At 70.5% G+C, this 18,656-nt stretch carries 19 protein-coding genes; 5 read left to right on the top strand and 14 right to left on the bottom strand.

What is annotated here, in order from left to right:
- Positions 1 to 5 precede the first annotated feature (5 nt).
- The 6 genes from B0B15_RS07760 to dapA all read right to left on the bottom strand — a co-directional run bounded on the left by B0B15_RS07760 (position 6) and on the right by dapA (position 7,350).
- Positions 6 to 533: a CinA family protein gene (locus B0B15_RS07760; protein WP_076674739.1), complete on the bottom strand. Its 528-nt coding sequence runs from the start codon at positions 531 to 533 to the stop codon at positions 6 to 8.
- A complete protein-coding gene (gene pgsA, locus B0B15_RS07755) occupies positions 530 to 1,117 on the bottom strand; it encodes a CDP-diacylglycerol--glycerol-3-phosphate 3-phosphatidyltransferase (protein ID WP_076674737.1) in 588 nt (195 codons plus the stop codon). The genes B0B15_RS07760 and pgsA overlap by 4 nt, the downstream gene beginning before the upstream one ends.
- Complete coding sequence (locus tag B0B15_RS07750) at positions 1,117 to 3,831, bottom strand: DNA translocase FtsK (protein WP_076674735.1); 2,715 nt, start codon at positions 3,829 to 3,831, stop codon at positions 1,117 to 1,119. The genes pgsA and B0B15_RS07750 overlap by 1 nt, the downstream gene beginning before the upstream one ends.
- A gap of 50 nt (positions 3,832 to 3,881) precedes the next feature.
- A complete protein-coding gene (locus B0B15_RS07745) occupies positions 3,882 to 4,373 on the bottom strand; it encodes a GNAT family N-acetyltransferase (protein WP_076674734.1) in 492 nt (163 codons plus the stop codon).
- A gap of 216 nt (positions 4,374 to 4,589) precedes the next feature.
- Positions 4,590 to 6,266: a ribonuclease J gene (locus B0B15_RS07740; RefSeq protein WP_076675282.1), complete on the bottom strand. Its 1,677-nt coding sequence runs from the start codon at positions 6,264 to 6,266 to the stop codon at positions 4,590 to 4,592.
- Between the two features lie 106 nt (positions 6,267 to 6,372).
- The gene (dapA, locus tag B0B15_RS07735) at positions 6,373 to 7,350 is read right to left on the bottom strand and encodes a 4-hydroxy-tetrahydrodipicolinate synthase (RefSeq protein ID WP_076674732.1); all 978 of its coding nucleotides are present in this window, start codon (positions 7,348 to 7,350) and stop codon (positions 6,373 to 6,375) included.
- A 95-nt stretch (positions 7,351 to 7,445) separates the two neighbouring features.
- Here dapA and B0B15_RS07730 point away from each other — a divergent pair, with 95 nt between their 5' ends.
- Positions 7,446 to 7,982, top strand: a complete 537-nt coding sequence (locus tag B0B15_RS07730; RefSeq protein WP_076674731.1) for an NUDIX domain-containing protein — start codon at positions 7,446 to 7,448, stop codon at positions 7,980 to 7,982.
- 120 nt (positions 7,983 to 8,102) lie between these two features.
- Here B0B15_RS07730 and B0B15_RS07725 read toward each other — a convergent pair whose 3' ends face one another.
- The 3 genes from B0B15_RS07725 to B0B15_RS07715 are packed head-to-tail and all read right to left on the bottom strand — an operon-like array spanning position 8,103 to position 10,172.
- Complete coding sequence (locus B0B15_RS07725) at positions 8,103 to 8,861, bottom strand: SDR family NAD(P)-dependent oxidoreductase (RefSeq protein ID WP_076674729.1); 759 nt, start codon at positions 8,859 to 8,861, stop codon at positions 8,103 to 8,105.
- A 1-nt stretch (position 8,862) separates the two neighbouring features.
- Positions 8,863 to 9,360, bottom strand: a complete 498-nt coding sequence (locus tag B0B15_RS07720; protein ID WP_076674727.1) for a dihydrofolate reductase — start codon at positions 9,358 to 9,360, stop codon at positions 8,863 to 8,865.
- On the bottom strand, positions 9,357 to 10,172 hold the full coding sequence (locus B0B15_RS07715) for a thymidylate synthase (RefSeq protein WP_076675281.1): 816 nt from the start codon (positions 10,170 to 10,172) through the stop codon (positions 9,357 to 9,359). Before B0B15_RS07715 ends, B0B15_RS07720 begins: the two co-directional genes overlap by 4 nt.
- A 182-nt stretch (positions 10,173 to 10,354) precedes the next feature.
- Here B0B15_RS07715 and B0B15_RS07710 point away from each other — a divergent pair, with 182 nt between their 5' ends.
- The 4 genes from B0B15_RS07710 (at position 10,355) to B0B15_RS07695 (ending at position 12,794) form a co-directional block, all read left to right on the top strand.
- On the top strand, positions 10,355 to 10,792 hold the full coding sequence (locus B0B15_RS07710; RefSeq protein ID WP_076674726.1) for a TlpA family protein disulfide reductase: 438 nt from the start codon (positions 10,355 to 10,357) through the stop codon (positions 10,790 to 10,792).
- Positions 10,785 to 11,354 carry a DUF4395 domain-containing protein gene (locus B0B15_RS07705; protein WP_076674724.1) on the top strand — a complete coding sequence of 190 codons (570 nt, stop codon included), beginning with the start codon at positions 10,785 to 10,787 and terminating at the stop codon, positions 11,352 to 11,354. The genes B0B15_RS07710 and B0B15_RS07705 overlap by 8 nt, the downstream gene beginning before the upstream one ends.
- 107 nt (positions 11,355 to 11,461) lie before the next feature.
- On the top strand, positions 11,462 to 11,887 hold the full coding sequence (locus B0B15_RS07700) for an OsmC family peroxiredoxin (protein WP_076674722.1): 426 nt from the start codon (positions 11,462 to 11,464) through the stop codon (positions 11,885 to 11,887).
- Positions 11,880 to 12,794: a TIGR01777 family oxidoreductase gene (locus tag B0B15_RS07695; RefSeq protein ID WP_076674721.1), complete on the top strand. Its 915-nt coding sequence runs from the start codon at positions 11,880 to 11,882 to the stop codon at positions 12,792 to 12,794. The genes B0B15_RS07700 and B0B15_RS07695 overlap by 8 nt, the downstream gene beginning before the upstream one ends.
- Before the next feature lie 28 nt (positions 12,795 to 12,822).
- On the opposite strand, the gene B0B15_RS07690 is transcribed toward B0B15_RS07695, so the two are convergent.
- The 5 genes from B0B15_RS07690 to B0B15_RS07670 all read right to left on the bottom strand — a co-directional run bounded on the left by B0B15_RS07690 (position 12,823) and on the right by B0B15_RS07670 (position 18,396).
- Positions 12,823 to 13,275: a hypothetical protein gene (locus B0B15_RS07690; RefSeq protein WP_076674719.1), complete on the bottom strand. Its 453-nt coding sequence runs from the start codon at positions 13,273 to 13,275 to the stop codon at positions 12,823 to 12,825.
- Positions 13,272 to 14,084: a 4-hydroxy-tetrahydrodipicolinate reductase gene (gene dapB, locus B0B15_RS07685; RefSeq protein ID WP_076674717.1), complete on the bottom strand. Its 813-nt coding sequence runs from the start codon at positions 14,082 to 14,084 to the stop codon at positions 13,272 to 13,274. The genes B0B15_RS07690 and dapB overlap by 4 nt, the downstream gene beginning before the upstream one ends.
- A gap of 72 nt (positions 14,085 to 14,156) precedes the next feature.
- Positions 14,157 to 14,759, bottom strand: coding sequence for a histidine phosphatase family protein (locus tag B0B15_RS07680; protein WP_076674716.1), 603 nt, complete (start codon positions 14,757 to 14,759; stop codon positions 14,157 to 14,159).
- 79 nt (positions 14,760 to 14,838) lie between these two features.
- On the bottom strand, positions 14,839 to 15,864 hold the full coding sequence (locus B0B15_RS07675) for an aldo/keto reductase (protein ID WP_076674714.1): 1,026 nt from the start codon (positions 15,862 to 15,864) through the stop codon (positions 14,839 to 14,841).
- Positions 15,865 to 16,098: 234 nt separating this feature from the next.
- Positions 16,099 to 18,396: a polyribonucleotide nucleotidyltransferase gene (locus tag B0B15_RS07670; protein WP_076674712.1), complete on the bottom strand. Its 2,298-nt coding sequence runs from the start codon at positions 18,394 to 18,396 to the stop codon at positions 16,099 to 16,101.
- Positions 18,397 to 18,656: the final 260 nt, after the last annotated feature.

Below are 18,656 nucleotides of genomic sequence, written 5' to 3'. Positions count from 1 at the left end.
AGAAATCACAGCGCGGCGAGCACCCGTCGGATCGCGAGATGTGCGGTCTCGCGGCGGATGCGTTCGCGATCGCCCGCGATGACGAGGGAATCGACGCGGGTGCCGAGCGGCGTCGACACCGCGATGTGCACCGTACCCACGGGCTGCCCGTCCTGCTCATCGGGACCCGCCACGCCGGTCGTCGCCACGCCGACGTCGGCCGCGACTCCGTCGGCGCCCAGCGTTTCGCGCACACCGCGTGCCATCTGACGGGCGACGCGAGGATGGACCGCGCCGTGAGCGTCGAGCAGGGCTCGGTCGACCCCGAGCACGCTGTGCTTGAGGTCGGTCGCGTACGCGACCACTCCCCCGCGCAGCACGCGCGACGCTCCGGGCACGTCGACCAGCGAAGAGACGACGAGCCCGCCGGTGAGCGATTCGGCGACGGCGATCGACCACCCCAGTTCGGCGAGACGGTCCAGCAGCACCGACGCGCTCTCTCGAGGGTCGCGCACGAGCGTCTCGTCGAAGTCGTCGGGGACGCCGTCGATCATCGACGACCTCGGCTCTTGCGTGCGGCGCGGACCTCGGTCACGACGTAGTCGATGCCCGAGGCGATCGTCAGGAGGACGGCGATCGTCATGGTGATGACCGAGACCCACCACACAGCGCTCTGCCAGGAGGCAGCGTCGGAGAGCCCCGCGAACGGGATCAGGGCGATCGAGAGCGCGACGGCTTGGAACACCGTCTTGAGCTTGCCCATCCATGCCGCGGCGAGCACATGGTCGCTCACCACGATGAAACGGTAGACCGTGATTCCGATCTCCCGCACGAGCACGACGACCGTCACCCACCACGGCAACTCGCCGAGGATCGAGAGCCCGACGAACGCGACACCGGTGAGCGCTTTGTCGGCGATCGGGTCGAGAAGCTTTCCGAGATCACTGACGATCTCGTACCGCCGCGCGATGTACCCGTCGACACCGTCGGTGGCGATGGCGACGATGAACAGGACGGCGGCCGCCCAACGGAGAGCGCCGCCGTGGCCGGCATCGGCCAGCAGCAACCAGAGGAACACCGGCGCGCAGAGGATGCGCGCGACGGTGATCGCGTTGGGGAGCTGCGGGTGCACGGCCATCAGTCTCGTCCCGTCAGCTGCCAGGCGTCTTCGGAACCCTCGTCATCCTCGACGACGGGGAGCCCCTCGTACTGCGCCTCGATCGGGTCCTCGCCGTAACGGTCGTCGTCGGCCGCCGCCGATGGCGGCTCGGGAGCGTCATCGCCACGGAGGCGTGCGAGGACAGCCGGCAGTTGCTCGTTCGTGACGAGGACGTCGCGTGCCTTCGAGCCCTCGGACGGTCCGACGATCTCGCGCGACTCCAGCAGGTCCATGAGGCGGCCCGCCTTAGCGAAGCCCACGCGGAGCTTGCGCTGCAGCATCGAGGTCGATCCGAACTGCGTCGACACCACGAGCTCGGCGGCGGCGAGGAGGAGCTCGAGATCGTCGCCGATGTCGGCGTCGATCTCCTTCTTCTCGGCGGCCGCCTGCACGTCGGCACGGTACTCGGGCCGAGCCTGCTGGGTGACGTGGGCGACGACCTTCTCGATCTCCTGCTCGCTGACCCACGCGCCCTGCACGCGGACGGCCTTGGACGCCCCCATCGGCAGGAAGAGACCATCGCCCTGACCGATGAGGCGGTCGGCGCCCGGCTGGTCCAGGATGACGCGGGAGTCGGTGACGCTGGTCACGGCGAAGGCGAGACGCGAGGGCACGTTCGCCTTGATGAGGCCGGTGACGACGTCGACCGACGGGCGCTGCGTCGCGAGGACGAGATGGATGCCGCTCGCGCGGGCGAGCTGGGTGATGCGAACGATCGAGTCCTCGACATCGCGGGGGGCGACCATCATGAGGTCGGCGAGCTCGTCGACCACCACCAGGAGGTACGGGTAGGGCTTGAGCACCCGCTCGCTGCCGGCCGGCAGCTGGATCTCCCCCGCGACGACGGCCTTGTTGAAGTCGTCGATGTGACGGAAGCCGAACGACGCGAGGTCGTCGTACCGCATGTCCATCTCCTTCACGACCCACTGCAGCGCCTCGGCGGCCTTCTTGGGGTTCGTGATGATCGGGGTGATGAGGTGGGGCACGCCGGCGTAGGACGTGAGCTCGACGCGCTTGGGGTCGATGAGCACCATCCGCACGTCCGAGGGCTTGGCGCGCATCAGGAGGCTCGTGATCATCGAGTTGACGAAGCTGGACTTGCCAGAGCCGGTCGAACCGGCGACCAGCAGGTGGGGCATCTTGGCCAGGTTGGCGACCACGAACCCGCCGCCGACGTCTTTGCCCACCCCGATGGTCATGGGGTGCGTCGAGGAGGTGGCGGCATCCGATCGGAGGATGTCGCCGAGGGTCACGATCTCACGGTCGGCGTTGGGGATCTCGACACCGATCGCGCTCTTGCCCGGAATGGGCGCGAGGATGCGCACCTCGTTGGAGGCGACGGCGTAGGCGATGTTGTTGGTGAGCGCGGTGATGCGCTCGACCTTCACCCCGGGTCCGACCTCGATCTCGTACTGCGTGACGGTCGGGCCGCGCGAGAACCCCGTCACGCGCGCATCGACCTTGAACTGCTCCATCACGCTTTCGATGGCGGCGACCACCGCGTCGTTCGCCGCGGAGCGGGCTTTGGGCGGGGTGCCCGTGGCGAGAGCCGTGACGGCGGGCAGGCGGTAGTTCGCGGCGGGCGGCGCACCGGCGCTGTCGCCGCCGAGCCCGGTCATGCCCGGGAGGTCGTCGTCGTCGCCGAGGTCGATCGTCGCGTCGTCGTGCAGCCCGCGGCCCGAGACGGCGCCGGCGAGAGCGCTCGCATCGAACACCTCCGTGAGGGCGTCGGGCGTGGGAGGAAGGGGAGGCGGCGTCGGCGCCTTCGCGCGAGGGGCCACGGGCTCGGGCTCCACCATCGCCGACTCGAAGCCGCCCTGCGTCGTTCCGGGCGAGAGCAGCGTCGTGAGGTCGTCGGAGCCGAGGGAGCCGTCGGTGTCCTCTTCACGGCCCGACTTGTTGCGCCGCCACCACGGCAGCGACTTCTCGGCGGGCTCATCATCCGAGTCGTCGACGGGGAGGATCTTGGTGGCCGGGTCGGGCCGTTCGACGCGCTCGACCCCGAACATCCAGGCGTAGAGGTCGCCGAGCCGCCGCCCGATGCGATTGGGCGGCGTCTTGGTGAGGATCAGCACACTGAGCACCGCCAGCAGAGACAGCGCGATGTAGGCGCCCACATCAGTGAGCGCGAAGGCGAGGGGCTCCCCCACGATCCATCCCGCGATGCCACCGGCCGGGCTGAGGGCGGGCAGACCGCCCGCACTCGGGACGGGACGCCCTCCGGCGACGTGACAGAACCCGGCGAGGGTCACGATGAACAGCCCGAACCCGATGCCGACGCGGCCGTTGTCGTGCACCGAAGCCGGATGGCGGAAGAGCCAGCCCGCCAGCAGCAGAAGGAAGACCGGAAGGACGAACGCCACACGGCCGAAGAGGGCCCCGAAGCTGTAGGCGCTGATCAGCGTCGCCGCCTCGGTGCCGATGAAGAACCACTCCACCACCGCGCCGATCACGGCCAGCACGACGAGGAAGAACGGGAAGCCGTCGCGACGCTGATCGCGCTCGAGGTTCTCCGGGCCGAAAGCTCGGAACATCCCGCCCACGCCGTGGGCCACCGTCATCCAGGCGCGCGCAGCGAGGGGCGGCTTCTCGGGCTCGTCGACGTAGCGCTTCGGCGCGGGCGCCGATGCTTTCGATCGCGACGACCCCTTCGCGGGGGCGCGACCGCCGGACGGGGACGAGGTGCGAGCCATGCTTCCACGGTAGGCGCGACCTCCGACATTCGAAGGTACCGACGCGGGGTTCAGCCCAGGCGCTTGACCAGGACGTCGCGGCCGATCCCCCGGCGCACCACCGCGAATCCCTCCGAGCGGTAGAGGGAGACGGCGAAGTTGTCGCGTTCGACGCTCAGGCTGATGCGCGCGTACCCCTCGCCGCGCGCGTGGTCGACGAGGCGCTGCAGAAGGGCGCGACCGGTCCCGTGGGAGCGCCACACGGGCCGTACCCCGATGATCAGCTCGGGCACCCCGGTGCCGACCCACCCGAAACCCGGCTCGTCGCGCGGCAGCATCCGGTACCAGGCGGCGCCGATGGCCTCACCCGTCGGCGACTCCGCGATGAATCCCGCGTCGCCCGGTCGCTGCCATCCGGCGATGTAGCGGCGGTGGTCGGGACTGCTCAGCACCTCGTGGCGGGGGCGCGATCCACCGGCGCGCCAATTGGCGGCCTCGACGGTCATATCGGCGAGGAAGGCGCCGTCGGAGGCGAGCGCCGCACGGATCGGGAGGCCGGGCATGCCCGCATGATATCGAGCGTGCGGGCCGTGCGGCCACGACGACCGAACGGACCTCCGGCATGCGGGCCCCGGTGGACGGCGCCGGCGCGGACAGGATCCCGCCCCGCGCCGGGTCGCGGCATCCACCGGGGGCACGTCCGTCGCGCGAACGCACCCAAGACGGCGCCGGGAGGCGTCGGAGCGCCGCGAGGCGGACCCCGCGGCGCTCCCAGATGCTCAGGCCTCGATGACCATCGGCACGATCATCGGCCGTCGACGCAGCGACTGGTTGACCCAGCGACCGATCGTGCGGCGCACGACCTGCGACAGCGCGTGGTTGTCGCGCACGCCCGACTTCGCGGCCTCGGCGAGCGCCGCCGCGATCTTCGGCTTGACGCTGTCGAAGACCTTGTCGTCTTCCGCGACGCCGCGCGCGTGGATCTCGGGTCCGGACACGATCTTGCCGGTGGCGGAATCGACGACCACGATGACGGAGATGAAGCCCTCCTCACCGAGGATGCGTCGGTCCTTCAGGTCGGCATCCGTGATCTCGCCCACCGACGAGCCGTCGACGTAGACGAAGCCGATGTCGACCTGGCCGACGACGCGGGCGACGCCGTCGCGCAGATCGACGACGGTGCCGTTCTCTCCGAGGATGGTGTTCTCCTCGGGGATGCCGGTCTCGCGCGCGAGCTTCGCGTTCGCCATGAGGTGGCGGTATTCGCCGTGCACGGGCAGCACGTTCTTGGGCTTGAGGATGTTGTAGCAGTACAGCAGCTCGCCGGCGGCGGCGTGCCCGGAGACGTGCACCTTGGCGTTGCCCTTGTGCACCACCGTCGCGCCGAGCTTGGTCAGCCCGTCGATCACGCGGTAGATCGCGTTCTCGTTCCCGGGGATCTGACTGGATGCCAGGATGATCGTGTCGCCCTCGCCCGGCTCGATCGCGTGGTCGAGGTTCGCCATGCGGCTGAGCACCGCCATCGGCTCTCCCTGCGATCCCGTCGACATGTAGACGATGCGGTCGTCGGGCAGGTCGCGCGCCTTCTTGTAGTCGATGAGCACGCCGTCGGGCACGTTGAGGTATCCGAGGTCGGCGGCGATGCCCATGTTGCGCACCATGCTGCGCCCGAGCAGGGCCACGCGGCGCCCGTTGGCGTGCGCCGCGTCGAGCACCTGCTGCACGCGGTGCACGTGGCTGGAGAAGCTGGCCACGACGACACGGCGCGGAGCTTTGGCGATCACCTGGTCGAGCACGGGACCGATGCCCCGCTCGGTGGGCGTGAAGCCGGGCACGTCGGCATTGGTCGAGTCGACGAGGAAGAGGTCGACACCCTCTTCACCGAGGCGCGCGAACGCGCGGAGGTCGGTGATGCGGCCGTCGAGCGGCAGCTGGTCCATCTTGAAGTCGCCGGTGGCCAGCACCAGGCCCGCGGGGGTGCGGATCGCGACGGCGAGGGCGTCGGGGATGGAGTGGTTGACCGCCACGAACTCGAGGTCGAAGGGGCCGACCTGCTCGCGCTGGCCCTCCTCCACCGTGAGCGTGTAGGGGCGGATGCGGTGCTCCTTGAGCTTCGCCTCGATGAGCGCGAGGGTCAGTCCGGACCCGATGAGGGGGATGTCGCCCTTGAGCTTGAGCAGGTACGGGACGGCGCCGATGTGGTCTTCGTGACCGTGCGTCAGGACGACGCCGACGATGTCGTCGAGACGGTGCCGGATCGGCTCGAAGTCGGGCAGGATCAGGTCGACGCCCGGCTGGTGCTCCTCGGGGAACAGCACGCCGCAGTCGACGACGAGCAGCTTGCCGTCGAACTCGAAGACGGTCATGTTGCGGCCGACCTCGCCGAGGCCGCCGAGCGGGATGACGCGGAGGGTGCCCGCGGCGAGCGCGGGCGGGTCGAACGGGGTAGTGGGCATGTGAGCCTCCTCGGATGCCGCCTCGCGGCATCCCTCTTCGTCTCGGATGCCGTTTCGCGGCATCCTTCTCGTGGCGCCCAGGCCGCGGTTCGGCGGACGCCGATGCTTATCTCGTCGTGCCGTGCACCTTCGGCAGCGCGCCGCCGGCGGCCGCATTGCGGTCGGGGCGGAAGTTGGAGAAGTCGGCGCCGGCCACGTTCTTCACGAGGGCCAGCTCGTCTTCGATGACGGCGGCTTCCCACTCCTCCGGCCCGACGAGGGGCAGGCGGACGCGCGGGCTGCCGATACGGCCCAGGCCGTGCAGGATGTACTTCGCCGCGACGGTGCCGGGGACGTGCGTCATGACGGCGCGCACGAGCGGCTCGAGGCCCTTGTGCGCGGCGGTGGCCGAGGCCAGGTCGCCCGCATTCACCGCATCGACGATGGTGCGATAGGGGGCTGCGGCGATGTTCGCCGTCACGCCGATGAGCCCCGAGGCGCCGATCGACAGGTGCGGCAGCACGTTGGCGTCGTCGCCGGAGAAGTACATCAGGTCGGTCTGGTTGAGCACGCGGCTGACCTCGCTGAAATCGCCCTTGGCGTCTTTGATCGCGAGGATGCTGGGATGCTTCGCCAGGCGCAGGATCGTCTCGTATTTGATGGGCACGCCGGTGCGGCCGGGGATGTCGTAGAGGATGACCGGCAGGTCGGTGGCGTCGGCGACCAGACGGAAGTGCGTGAGGATGCCGGCCTGCGTGGGCTTGTTGTAATACGGCGTGACGATCATGATGCCGTCGGCGCCGGCCTTCTCGCTGGCCTTGTAGAGCTCGATCGCGTGCGCGGTCTCGTTGGATCCGCCGCCCGTGATGATCTTGGCGCGACCGGCCGAGACGCTCTTGCCGACCTCCACCAGACGCAACTTCTCGGGGTCGGTGAGCGTCGAGGTCTCACCCGTGGTGCCGGTGACGACGATGCCGTCGGCGCCCGCGGTGATGACGTCGTCGATGTGCTTCTCGGTGGCGGGCCAATCGACCTCGCCGTCGGCGGTCATCGGAGTGATGAGCGCGACGAGCACCTGACCGAAGGGATTGCCGGAGTGCGTCATGCTCCCAGGTTATCGGTTCGGCGGCCCCCTCCCCCGGCGTCCACCGCAGTCGGTGTGAACAATGCGTGACGGCGACCGCGTCCTAGGGTGAGCGCATGGCCTGGACGACGCGCGCGACGCGCACCGTGTACGAGAACCGCTGGATCCACGTCCGCGAGGACGACGTGACCGGACCGCACGGCGACGGCATCTACGGCGTGGTGCGCATGCAGCATCCCGCGGTCTTCGTCGTGGCCCTCGACGATGAGGAGCGCATCTGCTTCGTCGAGCTCGAGCGCTATACGACGGGTCGCTCGCTCGAGATCCCCGCGGGCGGTTCCGACGGAGAGGATCCGCTCGTGGCGGCTCAGCGCGAGCTGCTCGAGGAGGCCGGGGTGACGGCATCCGAGTGGCACGACCTCGGGACGATGAACGCCCTCAACGGCATCGCCGATGCCCCCGAGCACGTCTTCCTTGCCCGCGGGTTGTCGGTGACGGATGCCACGGCCTCGCAGACCGAGGAGGGCATCGACGCGGTGCGGTGGATCCCGTTCGCCGATGCGCTCGCCCTGATCGCGGACGGTGGCATCACTGACGGGGAGACGATCGCCGCCCTCGCCTTCGCCGGGATCCGACTGGGGCGCTTCCGTTGACACGGGCGCGGGAGCGGCACCCAGGGGACCGCATCCCGCGTCGGTGTCCGCCCCGCCGTCGTGCGGACGTCGAGCCGCATCGGCGCCCGTGCGGCGCCGTCTGAACGCCGCCGCGCCGGTTCAGCGGCCTCGCGCGGCCGCCCGCACGACCACCGCATCCGGCAGAAGGCGCGAGGCCGCGACGAGCGCCTTGTACCGCCACGACGGCACCGACACCGACCGGCCCCGCGCGGCGTCGCGCAAACCCTCGCGCACGACGGTGGCGGCGTCGAGCCACATGCGGTCGGGCACGCCTTCTTCCCCGGGCGGCAGGCCCAGGCGCTCGTGGAAGCTCGTGTGCACGAAGCCGGGGCAGACGGCCGTCACCGTGACGCCCCGGGGCCGGTACGCCACGTTCGCCCATCGGCTGAACGAGATCAGCCACCCCTTCGCGGCGCCGTAGGTGCCCCGCGGAACGAAACCGGCGACGGACGCGACGTTCACGATACGACCGCTCCCCCGCGCCAGCATCGAGGGCAGCACGGCCCGAGTGAGCCGCATCGCGGCCTCGACGTGCAGGCGCAGGTGGCGCACCTCGGCGTCGACGTCGTTCTGTTCGAAGGCGAGGTCGAGCCCGAACCCCGCGTTGTTGACGAGGACGTCGACGCCACCGGCAGAGAGCCGCTCCTCGACCCGCGCCAGGGCGTCGGGCGCGAGCAGGTCGGCCGCGAGCACATCGACCGCGACGCCGTGGCGGGCACGTACGTCCGCGGCGACGCCCTCGAGCGCTGCCTCGTCGCGGGCGACCAGCACGAGGTCGGCGCCGCGCGCCGCGAGCTGTCGCGCGAACTCGGCCCCGAGACCGGAGCTCGCTCCCGTGATCAGCGCGGTGCGGGTCATGTCAGTCCCCCCGATGGTACGTCTCGAAGCGGTACCGGATGCCGCTCCGCGAGGCGTGCCATCCCTCGGCGGGGTCCGACGCCACCCGGCGCCAGCCCTCGGTCGAGGGGGCGCGCGTGTCGCCGTCGACCGCGAGGTCGAGGCGCGTGACCTCGAGGACGTCGGCGCGGCGAACGGCCTCGGCGTAGAGCATGCCGCCCCCGATGACCCACACCTCGTCGCCGTCGGCCAGCTGCAGAGCCTCGTCGAGCGACCCGGCACGCTCGGCCCCCTCGGCGGCCCACGAGTCGGAGCGGGTGACCACGATGTTCCGCCGCCCCGGCAGGGGGCGGAACCGTGGCGGGAGCGACTCCCACGTGCGCCGCCCCATGATGACGTCGTGCGACGCCGTCACCGCACGGAAGTGCGCCATGTCTTCCGGGACGTGCCACGGCATCCCGCCGTCCGCCCCGATGACGCCGTCGCGGGCCTCGGCCCAGACCAGACCGGTCGAGGTCATACGGCCACGGCCGCACGGATCGCGGGGTGATGCCGGTAGTCCTCGACGACGATGTCGTCGTAGGTGTAGTCGAAGATCGAGGCGGGCGTGCGGGCGAAGCGCAGCGTCGGGGCGGGGTACGCCTCTCGCGAAAGCTGCTCGGCGACCTGCTCCCGGTGGTTGTCGTAGATGTGGCAGTCGCCGCCCGTCCACACGAACTCGCCGGGTTCGAGTCCCGTCTGCTGGGCGACCATGAGGGTCAGCAGCGCGTAGGAGGCGATGTTGAACGGCACGCCCAGGAACATGTCGGCGCTGCGCTGGTACAGCTGGCACGACAGCTTGCCGTCGGCCACGTAGAACTGGAACAACGCGTGGCAGGGCGCGAGGGCCATGTCGGGGATGTCGGCGGGGTTCCATGCCGAGACGATCAGGCGACGCGAATCGGGATCGCGTCGGATCTGCTCGACGACCTGGGCGATCTGATCGATCGTGCCGCCGTCGGCGGTCGGCCAAGAGCGCCATTGCACGCCGTAGACGGGCCCCAACTCGCCGTCGGCGTCGGCCCACTCGTCCCAGATCGTGACGCCGTTCTCCTGCAGCCACGAGACATTGGACTCGCCGCGCAGGAACCACAGCAGTTCGTACACGATGGACTTCATGTGCACGCGCTTCGTCGTGACGAGCGGAAATCCCTCGGCCAAGTCGAACCGGATCTGCCGGCCGAACACGCTCGTCGTCCCCGTTCCGGTGCGATCGGACTTGTGGACGCCACCCTCGAGGACGTCGCGGAGCAGGTCTTCGTAGGGCGTCGGGATGTCGGCGGTCACGCGCATCACGATACCCGCGCGGACGCCCGGTCCGGGGCCCGTCCCCACCTGTCGCCCCGGCCGCCGAGCGTGGGGAGGAGGGGCGCACGAGGATGCCGCTGCGTCCGACCCGTGAGATCGCTGAGCGTCACCGTCACGCAGCGACTCATCGGCCCCGCAACCCTTCGTGCGCATTAGCGTTTCCTGTCGTGGATCTGACCTTCGCCGTGATCGCCGTCGTGGCCCTCGTCGTCGTGACGACGGCCGCGGGCCTGCTCCTGCGCCGTCGCGACGGCCGCGCCCGCGTGATCGATTCGGCCGAGGTCGTCGATCCGCGCCGCCTCGGCGCCGACGGCCTCGGCCGGGAGGCGACGCTGTTGCAGTTCAGCACCGAGATGTGCGCACGCTGCCCGGGCGTGCACCGCATGCTCTCCGAGGTCGCCGACGCCCGCGCGGGCGTGCGCCACCTCGACGTCGACCTCACCCACCGCCCCGATATCGCGCAGCACTTCCGCGTGCTGCAGACGCCGACGACGCTCGTCCTGGACCGCCGCGGTGTCGTCCGCACCCGCTTCGGCGGAACGCCCGGACGCGCGGTCGTCGAATTCGAGCTCGACAGCCTGAAGAAGGAGACCACCCGTGCCTGACGTCCCGCGCATCGATGCCCGCGGCCCGCGGTTCGCGGCATCCGTCACCGCCGTCCTGCTCCTCGTTGCGACGCTGCTGAGTCTCGTCGGGATCTCCACGCGTTCCATCGCGGCGTTCATCGCTTCTGAGCCCCTCGCGACCGACGCCTTCTTCCCCTCGCAGCCGGCGCTTCCGCAGGCCTCAATGCTCGAACGCGCGGCCGACCCGGGCTTCCTGCTCCTGCTCGTGATCGCCCTTCTCTTCGTCTGGGGAGTGACGGCACCGCGCACCGCCCCGTGGGGTGTGCTGTACCGCCGCGTCGTGCAACCGCGGCTGGCTCCCGCCACCGAGTTCGAAGACCCGCGTCCGCCGCGCTTCGCGCAGGGTGTCGGCCTGGTCGTCACGGCCGCCGGCCTTCTGCTGCACCTCGCCGGAGTCCCCTGGGCCCTGCCGATCGCGGCCGCGATGGCGTTCGTCGCGGCGTTCCTCAACGCCGTGTTCGGCCTGTGTCTCGGCTGCCAGCTCTACCTGGTGCTGCAGCGCGCAGGACTCCTCGGACGCCGCGGTCCCGCCGCCGCTTGAACGCTTCGCGAGACCGGGCTGTCAAGTCCCGCGCCGGTGTGGGCCCCGTCGTTAGGCTGGCCGCGTCGCGGTCACCCCGGACCGCGCCGGATATTCGGAGGTTCCCCATGGCCGTCACGAGCGAAGCCAACACCGCCTGGAAAGGCAGCCTGTTCGAGGGATCGGGCGAGGTCACGTTCACCTCGTCGGGCATCGGCACGTTCGACGTGAACTGGAAGGCGCGCAGCGAAGGCTCGAACTCGGTCACCACGCCCGAGGAGCTGCTCGCGGGCGCCCACTCCGCCTGCTTCAGCATGGCGCTGTCGAACGCCCTCGCCGACAACGGCACCCCGCCCACGTCGGTCGACACGACCGCTTCGATCACCTTCAAGCCCGGCACCGGCATCAGCGGCAGCCACCTCAACGTCAACGCCGTCGTGCCCGACCTCGACGACGCGACGTTCCAGAAGATCGCCGCCGACGCCAAGGCGAACTGCCCCGTGTCGCAGGCGCTCGCCGGTATCGACATCACCCTCGAGGCGACGCTTGCCTGAGACCCCGGCCCGACGCGTCGTCATCGCCGGCGCGTCGGGCCTCATCGGCTCGGCCCTCCTCGACTCCCTGCGCGCGGACGGCGTCGAGGTCACCTCCCTCGTGCGTCACGCGCCGTCGGCGCCGCACGAGCGGGAGTGGCTCCAGGATGCCGCCCCGCTCGACCCCGACGTGATCGCCGAGGCGGACGCGGTGGTGTGCCTCAACGGCGCCTCGATCGGTCACTTCCCGTGGACCCCGTCGTACAAGTCGACGCTGCTGTGGTCGCGGGTCACGCCGACGCGTACGCTCGCCGCCGCTGTCCGCGCGCTCGGCGACGACGCTCCCGCGCTGATCAATGCCAGCGCGACCGGCTTCTACGGATCGCAGCCGCGCGTCGAACTGACCGAGTCGTCGCCCCGCGGCTCGGGCCTGCTCGCCGACATCTGCGTGGACTGGGAGGCGGCTGCCCGTGACGCCGGTGACAAGGTGCGCGTGGCTCTGCTGCGCACGGCACCCGTCGTGCACGAACAGGGTGTGCTCAAGCCCCTCCTGCTCCTGACCAAGCTCGGCATCTCCGGGCCCATCGGGCGCGGCACCCAGGTCTGGCCGTGGATCTCGCTCGACGACGAAGTGCGCGCCATCCGTCACGTGATCGACTCCGACATCGCCGGTCCCGTCAACCTCACGGGGCCGACTCGGGCGACCGCGAACGACCTCGGTTTCGCGCTGGCGCGGCGCATGAACAGGCCCTACGTGGTGCGCGCTCCGATCTGGGGCGTCAAGCTCGCTCTCGGAACGGATGCCACGGAGGCACTGCTCACCTCCGACGCCGATGTGAAGCCCGCGGTGCTGAACGACACCGGGTTCTCCTTCGCGCATCGCACGGTCGAGGATGCCGTCACATCGGCCGTCCCCGCCGTCGGCTGACGACGAGGCGGCGGTGACGGTCGGGCTCTCAGCGCGCGCGCCGCTCCGCCGCCTCGAGACGGATCGCCGTGCGGACGGCCTCGCGCGCGCGTCGACGGTCGCCCGCGGCGTCGTAGGCCAGGGCGAGGCGGTAGCGGGCGCGCCAGTCGGAGGGATCGGCCTCGACCTCCGCGCGATAGCGCGGGAACAGCGCATCGCCGTCGGCGCGTTCGATGCGGCCACTCGGTCGCACGGGGAGGTCTTCGTCGGGGAGCCCGCCCTCGGCGTCGAGCTTCTCTCCGATCCGCTGAGCCCGGACGCCGAACCACAGCTCGCGCCCGATGGCCCACAGGGCGATCAGCGGGAGGACGATGAGGGCGATCCCCATCACGACCCCCACGGTCTCGCCACTGGCGAGCAGGACGAGCGCCCGTTGCCCCGCCAGGACGACGTACAGCAGCAGCAGCACCGTCATGACGGCGACGGCGATGCGGATCCTCATGCGCTCGTCGCGCTCGCGACCTGACCCGATACGTCGCCGTCGGAGACGGGGGCGCCGGTGTCGACCGGCCGGGTGCGCACGCCGATGTCGATGAAACTGTCGAGACCGATGATGACGCCCCGCGCGTCGCGGGCGGCCGCCAGGGCGATGCGGACGCCGGGTGCGTAGGCGGTCGTGGGGTCGATCGTGTCGTGCACGATCGTGAGCGACTCCCCCGCCCCCGAGAGGACCGTCTCCTGCCGGGCCACCACTCCCGGGCGGCGCAGCGAGTGGATCGGGACGGATGCCACACGCTGGCCGCGCGCGCGCTGATCGACATGCGGGGACTCGACGGGTCCGACATCGGCGCGGGCGGCCGCGATGAGCTCCGCCGTGCGCACGGCCGTGCCGCTGGGGGAATCGACCTTCGTGTCGCGGTGCGCCTCGACGATCTCGATCGACGGGAAGAACGGCGCGGCGGCAGCCGCGAGAGCGCTCCCGATCACCGACCCCAGTGAGAAGTTGGGGATGAAGACGACCCCGGTACCGGCGGCCTCGGCGAGAGGTCGGACGAGCGCGATGCGCTCGTTCGACCACCCGGACGTACCGACGAGGACGTTGATGCCCCGCTCGACCGCGGCGCGCACCACGTCTATCGAGACCGCGGGCGTCGACGCGTCGATCACGAGGTCGGCGCCGTCGAGCTCGGCGAGGTCGGACTGCGAGCCGAGGACGGCGGTGACCTCGTACCCCTCTTCGGCCTCGACGACCTCGCGGATCACTCCGCCGAGCTTGCCTGTTCCGCCCACGATGGCAACGCGTGTGGTCATTCCCCCAGCCTAGGCGTCGGCGCCCCGACGGGTGGGGCGCTGTCCACAGACGCGCCGCGCGGGCGGCATCCGTCAGACCGGGAGCGGGTCGATCAGCCCCGTGCGCAGCTCGACCGGCAAGTGCGCGAGGTCGTTGTGCGACAACAGCGTCCAGGGGCGACCCTTCTTCTGCGCGATGACCGTGAGACCGCAGTAGGCCTGATTGATCGTCATCCAGCGCCAGTCGGGCGCCTGCAGCACCTCGCGCACGAACCACGAGATGACGAAGTTGTGCGTGATCACCAGCTCGTGCACCTCCCCCGCTTTGCGGGCGAGGAACTCGGCGGTCGCGTCGGCCATCTGCGCGCGGCCGGCGTCGATCTCGGCCTCGGTCACGGAACCGAAGAAGGGCTCGTACGCCGCGGGGGTCTCGGGCGTCATGCCGGTGGGCACGCAGTCGAACAGCAGTGCCGAGGACTCCGGCGACACCGACGGCAGCCGGTCGGCGACGGCGCGCGCCGTCTGCGCCGCGCGTTCGAGGGGCGAGTGCCAGACCGCGTCGAGGGGAAGTCCCGACAGCCTGTCGGCGAGGAGCGCCGCCTGACGCTGACCGCGCGGCGAGAGGGGGCCGTCGGTGAGTCCGTGCTCGGCATCCTGGTGCTCGCCATGGCGCACCAGGTAGATGTAGTGCGTCACGTCAGCTCACCCCGTTGTCGATCTGCCGTTCCCCCGGCCGGTCCTCCCAGCCTACGTCACGGCTCGGCGAGGGCGGCTCTCACTCGGCGGCGCGGGCGATGTCGGACAGCTGCGCGCGGCTGAGACGCACGCCCACGGCGCGCATGCACTCCACCACGTGGCGCGGCGCGAAGGCGTTCACGATGGGCGCGGTGATGATCTTCTGCGCGAGCAGCCACGCCACGGCCACCGCGGCATCCGGGATGCCGAGCTCGTCTCCCACAGCGTCGAGGGCGCGCAGCACGCGCGAGCCGCGCCGGTTGAGGTGGGCGGCCACCTGCGAGCCGCGTACCGACCGCGTCGACTGCCCGCGCGAGCGGGTCTCCCCCGCGAGGAAGCCGTGGGCGAGAGGGTGCGACGGCGTCACGGCCATGTTCTGCGCCGACGCGATGAGGCGGACGTCACCGTCGAACTCGGAGCGCCGCAGGACGTTGTAGGGCACGTCGAGCACGGTGATGCGCGGGTATCCCGCCGACGACAGGATGCGCGCCTCCACGAGCTGGGCGGCGGTGTAGCCGTGGGCGCCGATCGCGCGGACCTTGCCGGAGTCGACGAGCCACTCGCTCGTGGCGAGGGTGTCCTCGAGCATCGCCGTATCGCCGCGGGCGGCGTCGAGCGAGAGGACGTCGATGCGGTCGGTACCCAGCCGGGTGAGAGAGGCCTCGACGGCCCGCACGAGGTTGACGGAGTCGAGACCCGGGTTGTCGGGGTGCCCGCCGACGCGCACGGTCAGGACCGTGTCGTCGCGCCTGCGCCGGGAGCGCAGCCACGCGCCGATGATGTGCTCGCTGCGGCCGGCGGCGTAGCTGTCGGCGGTGTGCAGGGCGTTCCCACCGAGCTCGGCGTAGGCGTCGAGGATCTCGTGGCTGGCGCCGGCGTCGACATTCCAGCCGAATTCGCCGCCGCCGAGGAACAGGGGGAAGACCTCGAACCCCGTCTCCCCGAGAGGGACACGCACGTGCGAGCCGAGACCGGGGCCCTGCAGCGTGATGGGGGCGGACGGGTGGGGCGCACGATCCCGACGCAGGCGCGGCGAGGCCGTCTCGTCGACGCCCGAGCCGCTCATGGTGGGCTCCCCTCTCGCGCCGGGAAACGGTGCGGAATCACCGCACCCCTCGCCCCCCGACGTACTTCGAGGGTATGCGTTCGCCCGGACGGGGCTGCTGTTTCACCCGGCATGGCGATAAACATTCCGTAACGACTGCGGACGCCGGGATCACACCCTTCCCGCTGGTCACTCGCGTCACACGACGGATGCCCGCCCCGCACGAAGCGGGACGGGCATCCGGTGAGGCAGGGATCAGCCTTCGGCGGGAGCCTCGGGGCCCTCGCTCGCGGCGGCCGAGCTCTGCGTGTCGGCGGGCTCCGGCGTGGTGGCCTCCTCGTCAAGCACGGGCTCGAGCGAGAGCTTGCCGCGGTCGTCGATCTTCGTGATGCGCACGAGGATCTTGCGACCGACCGAAAGCACGTCTTCGACGTTCTCGACGCGCTTGCCACCGGCGAGCTTGCGGACCTCGCTGACGTGCAGCAGGCCGTCCTTGCCGGGAAGGAGCGAGACGAACGCGCCGAAGGTCGCGATCTTGACGACGGTTCCGAGGAACTGCTCGCCCACCTCGGGGTTGGTGGGGTTGGCGATCGCGTTCACCTGGGCTCGGGCGGCCTCGGCCGAGGGGCCGTCGGTCGCGCCGATGTAGACGGTGCCGTCCTCCTCGATGGAGATCTGCGCGCCGGTCTCGTCCTGGATGGCGTTGATCGTCTTGCCCTTGGGCCCGATGAGCTCACCGATCTTGTCGACCGGGATCTGCACGCTGATGACGCGCGGCGCGGTGGGCGCCATCTCGTCGGGGGCGTCGATCGCGGCGTTCAGGACGTTGAGGATCGTCAGGCGAGCCTCCTTCGCCTGGGTGAGGGCTGCGGCCAGGACCGACGACGGGATACCGTCGAGCTTGGTGTCGAGCTGGATCGCCGTGATGAATTCCGACGTGCCCGCGACCTTGAAGTCCATGTCGCCGAGGGCGTCTTCCGCACCGAGGATGTCGGTCAGCGCGGCGTATCGCGTCTGGCCGTCGACCTCGTCGGTGACCAGACCCATCGCGATACCGGCGACGGGAGCGCGCAGCGGCACACCCGCGTTCAGCAGCGACAGGGTCGAGGCGCAGACGGACCCCATCGAGGTGGAGCCGTTGGACCCGAGGGCCTCGGACACCTGACGGATCGCATAGGGGAACTCCTCGCGGCTGGGCAGCACCGGAACGAGCGCGCGCTCGGCGAGGAAGCCGTGGCCGATCTCGCGACGCTTCGGGCTGCCGACGCGGCCGGTCTCACCGGTCGAGTAGGGCGGGAAGTTGTAGTGGTGCAGGTAGCGCTTGCTCGTGATGGGCGACAGCGAGTCGATCTGCTGCTCCATCTTGAGCATGTTCAGCGTGGTGACGCCCAGGATCTGGGTCTCGCCGCGCTGGAAGATCGCCGAGCCGTGGACGCGCGGGATGACCTGCACCTCGGCGTCGAGCGGACGGATGTCGGCCAGACCACGACCGTCCATGCGGACGCCCTCGGCGAGGATGCGACCGCGCACGATCGTCTTGGTGACCGACTTGTAGGCGGCGTTGAACTCGAGGGTCGCGACGGCGGGCAGTTCGCCCGACTCGACGGCGGCGAGCAGCTGCTCCTTGACGGAGGTTTTGACCTCGTCGTCGGCGTTCTGGCGCTCCTGCTTGTCGGCGATCTGGTACACGGGCACCAGGCGGTCGTAGGCGCGACCGGCGACGAAGTCGTAGGTCTCCTGGCTGTAGGCCGGGAAGACGGGGAACGACTGGATCTCCTTCGACGCGGTACGAGCGACCTCGTTCTGCGCGTCGACGAGCTGACGCAGGAACGGCTTGGCGGCCTCGAGGCCCTCGGCCACGACCTGCTCGTTGGGCTTGGTCGCGCCGCCCTTGATCATGTTCCAGCTGCCCTCGGTGGCCTCGGCCTCCACCATCATGATGGCGACGTCGCCGTCGTCGAGCACGCGGCCCGCGACGATCAGGTCGAAGACGGCATCCTCGAGCTGCTCGGCCTTGGGGAAGGCGACCCACTGGTCGGCGTGCTCGCCCTGGCCGGGGATGAGCGCCAGGCGCACACCAGCGATGGGGCCCGAGAAGGGCAGACCCGAGATCTGGGTCGACATCGACGCGGCATTGATCGCGAGGGCGTCGTAGAACTCGCCGGGAGCGATCGAGAGCACGGTGACGACGATCTGGACCTCGTTGCGCAGGCCCTCGACGAACGACGGGCGCAGCGGGCGGTCGATGAGACGACACACGAGGATGGCCTCGGTCGACGGGCGACCCTCGCGGCGGAAGAACGAGCCGGGGATCTTGCCGGCGGCGTACGAACGCTCTTCGACGTCGACGGTCAGCGGGAAGAAGTCGAAGCCCTCACGGGGGTGCTTGCCGGCGCTGGTGGCCGACAGGAGCATCGTCTCCTCGTCGAGGTAGGCGGCGACGGCGCCCTGGGCCTGCTGTGCGAGGCGTCCGGTCTCGAACCGGACGGTACGGGTGCCGAAGCGGCCGTTGTCGAGAACGGCCTCGGCGGCGGTGATTTCTGGACCTTCCAAGAGGTCCCTCCTTCTTTGTTTAGGCTCGCCGCCCCGTGTGGGCGACGAGCTGACATGCGAAGGAGCAGGAACAGGCAGAAAGGGCGCGCCGACGAATCGACCCGGAAATCCCGGCGACTGGCCACCAGTAGACGACCACCCGGCGATCCGACGGGGAGTCCACCACAGGGGACCAGCGTCTGCCGGCCTGCTCCGTGAGCTCATATGTAGTTGAGCGGATGCCACGACGGCATTCACGCTTCACCCTACCAGCGCCGACT

Origin of the sequence: Microbacterium sp. RU1D (assembly GCF_900156435.1) — a bacterium.
In the GTDB taxonomy this organism is placed as follows: domain Bacteria; phylum Actinomycetota; class Actinomycetes; order Actinomycetales; family Microbacteriaceae; genus Microbacterium.
The sequence above is the reverse complement of the archived record's forward strand: the minus strand, read 5'-3'. Positions and strand labels throughout refer to the sequence as shown.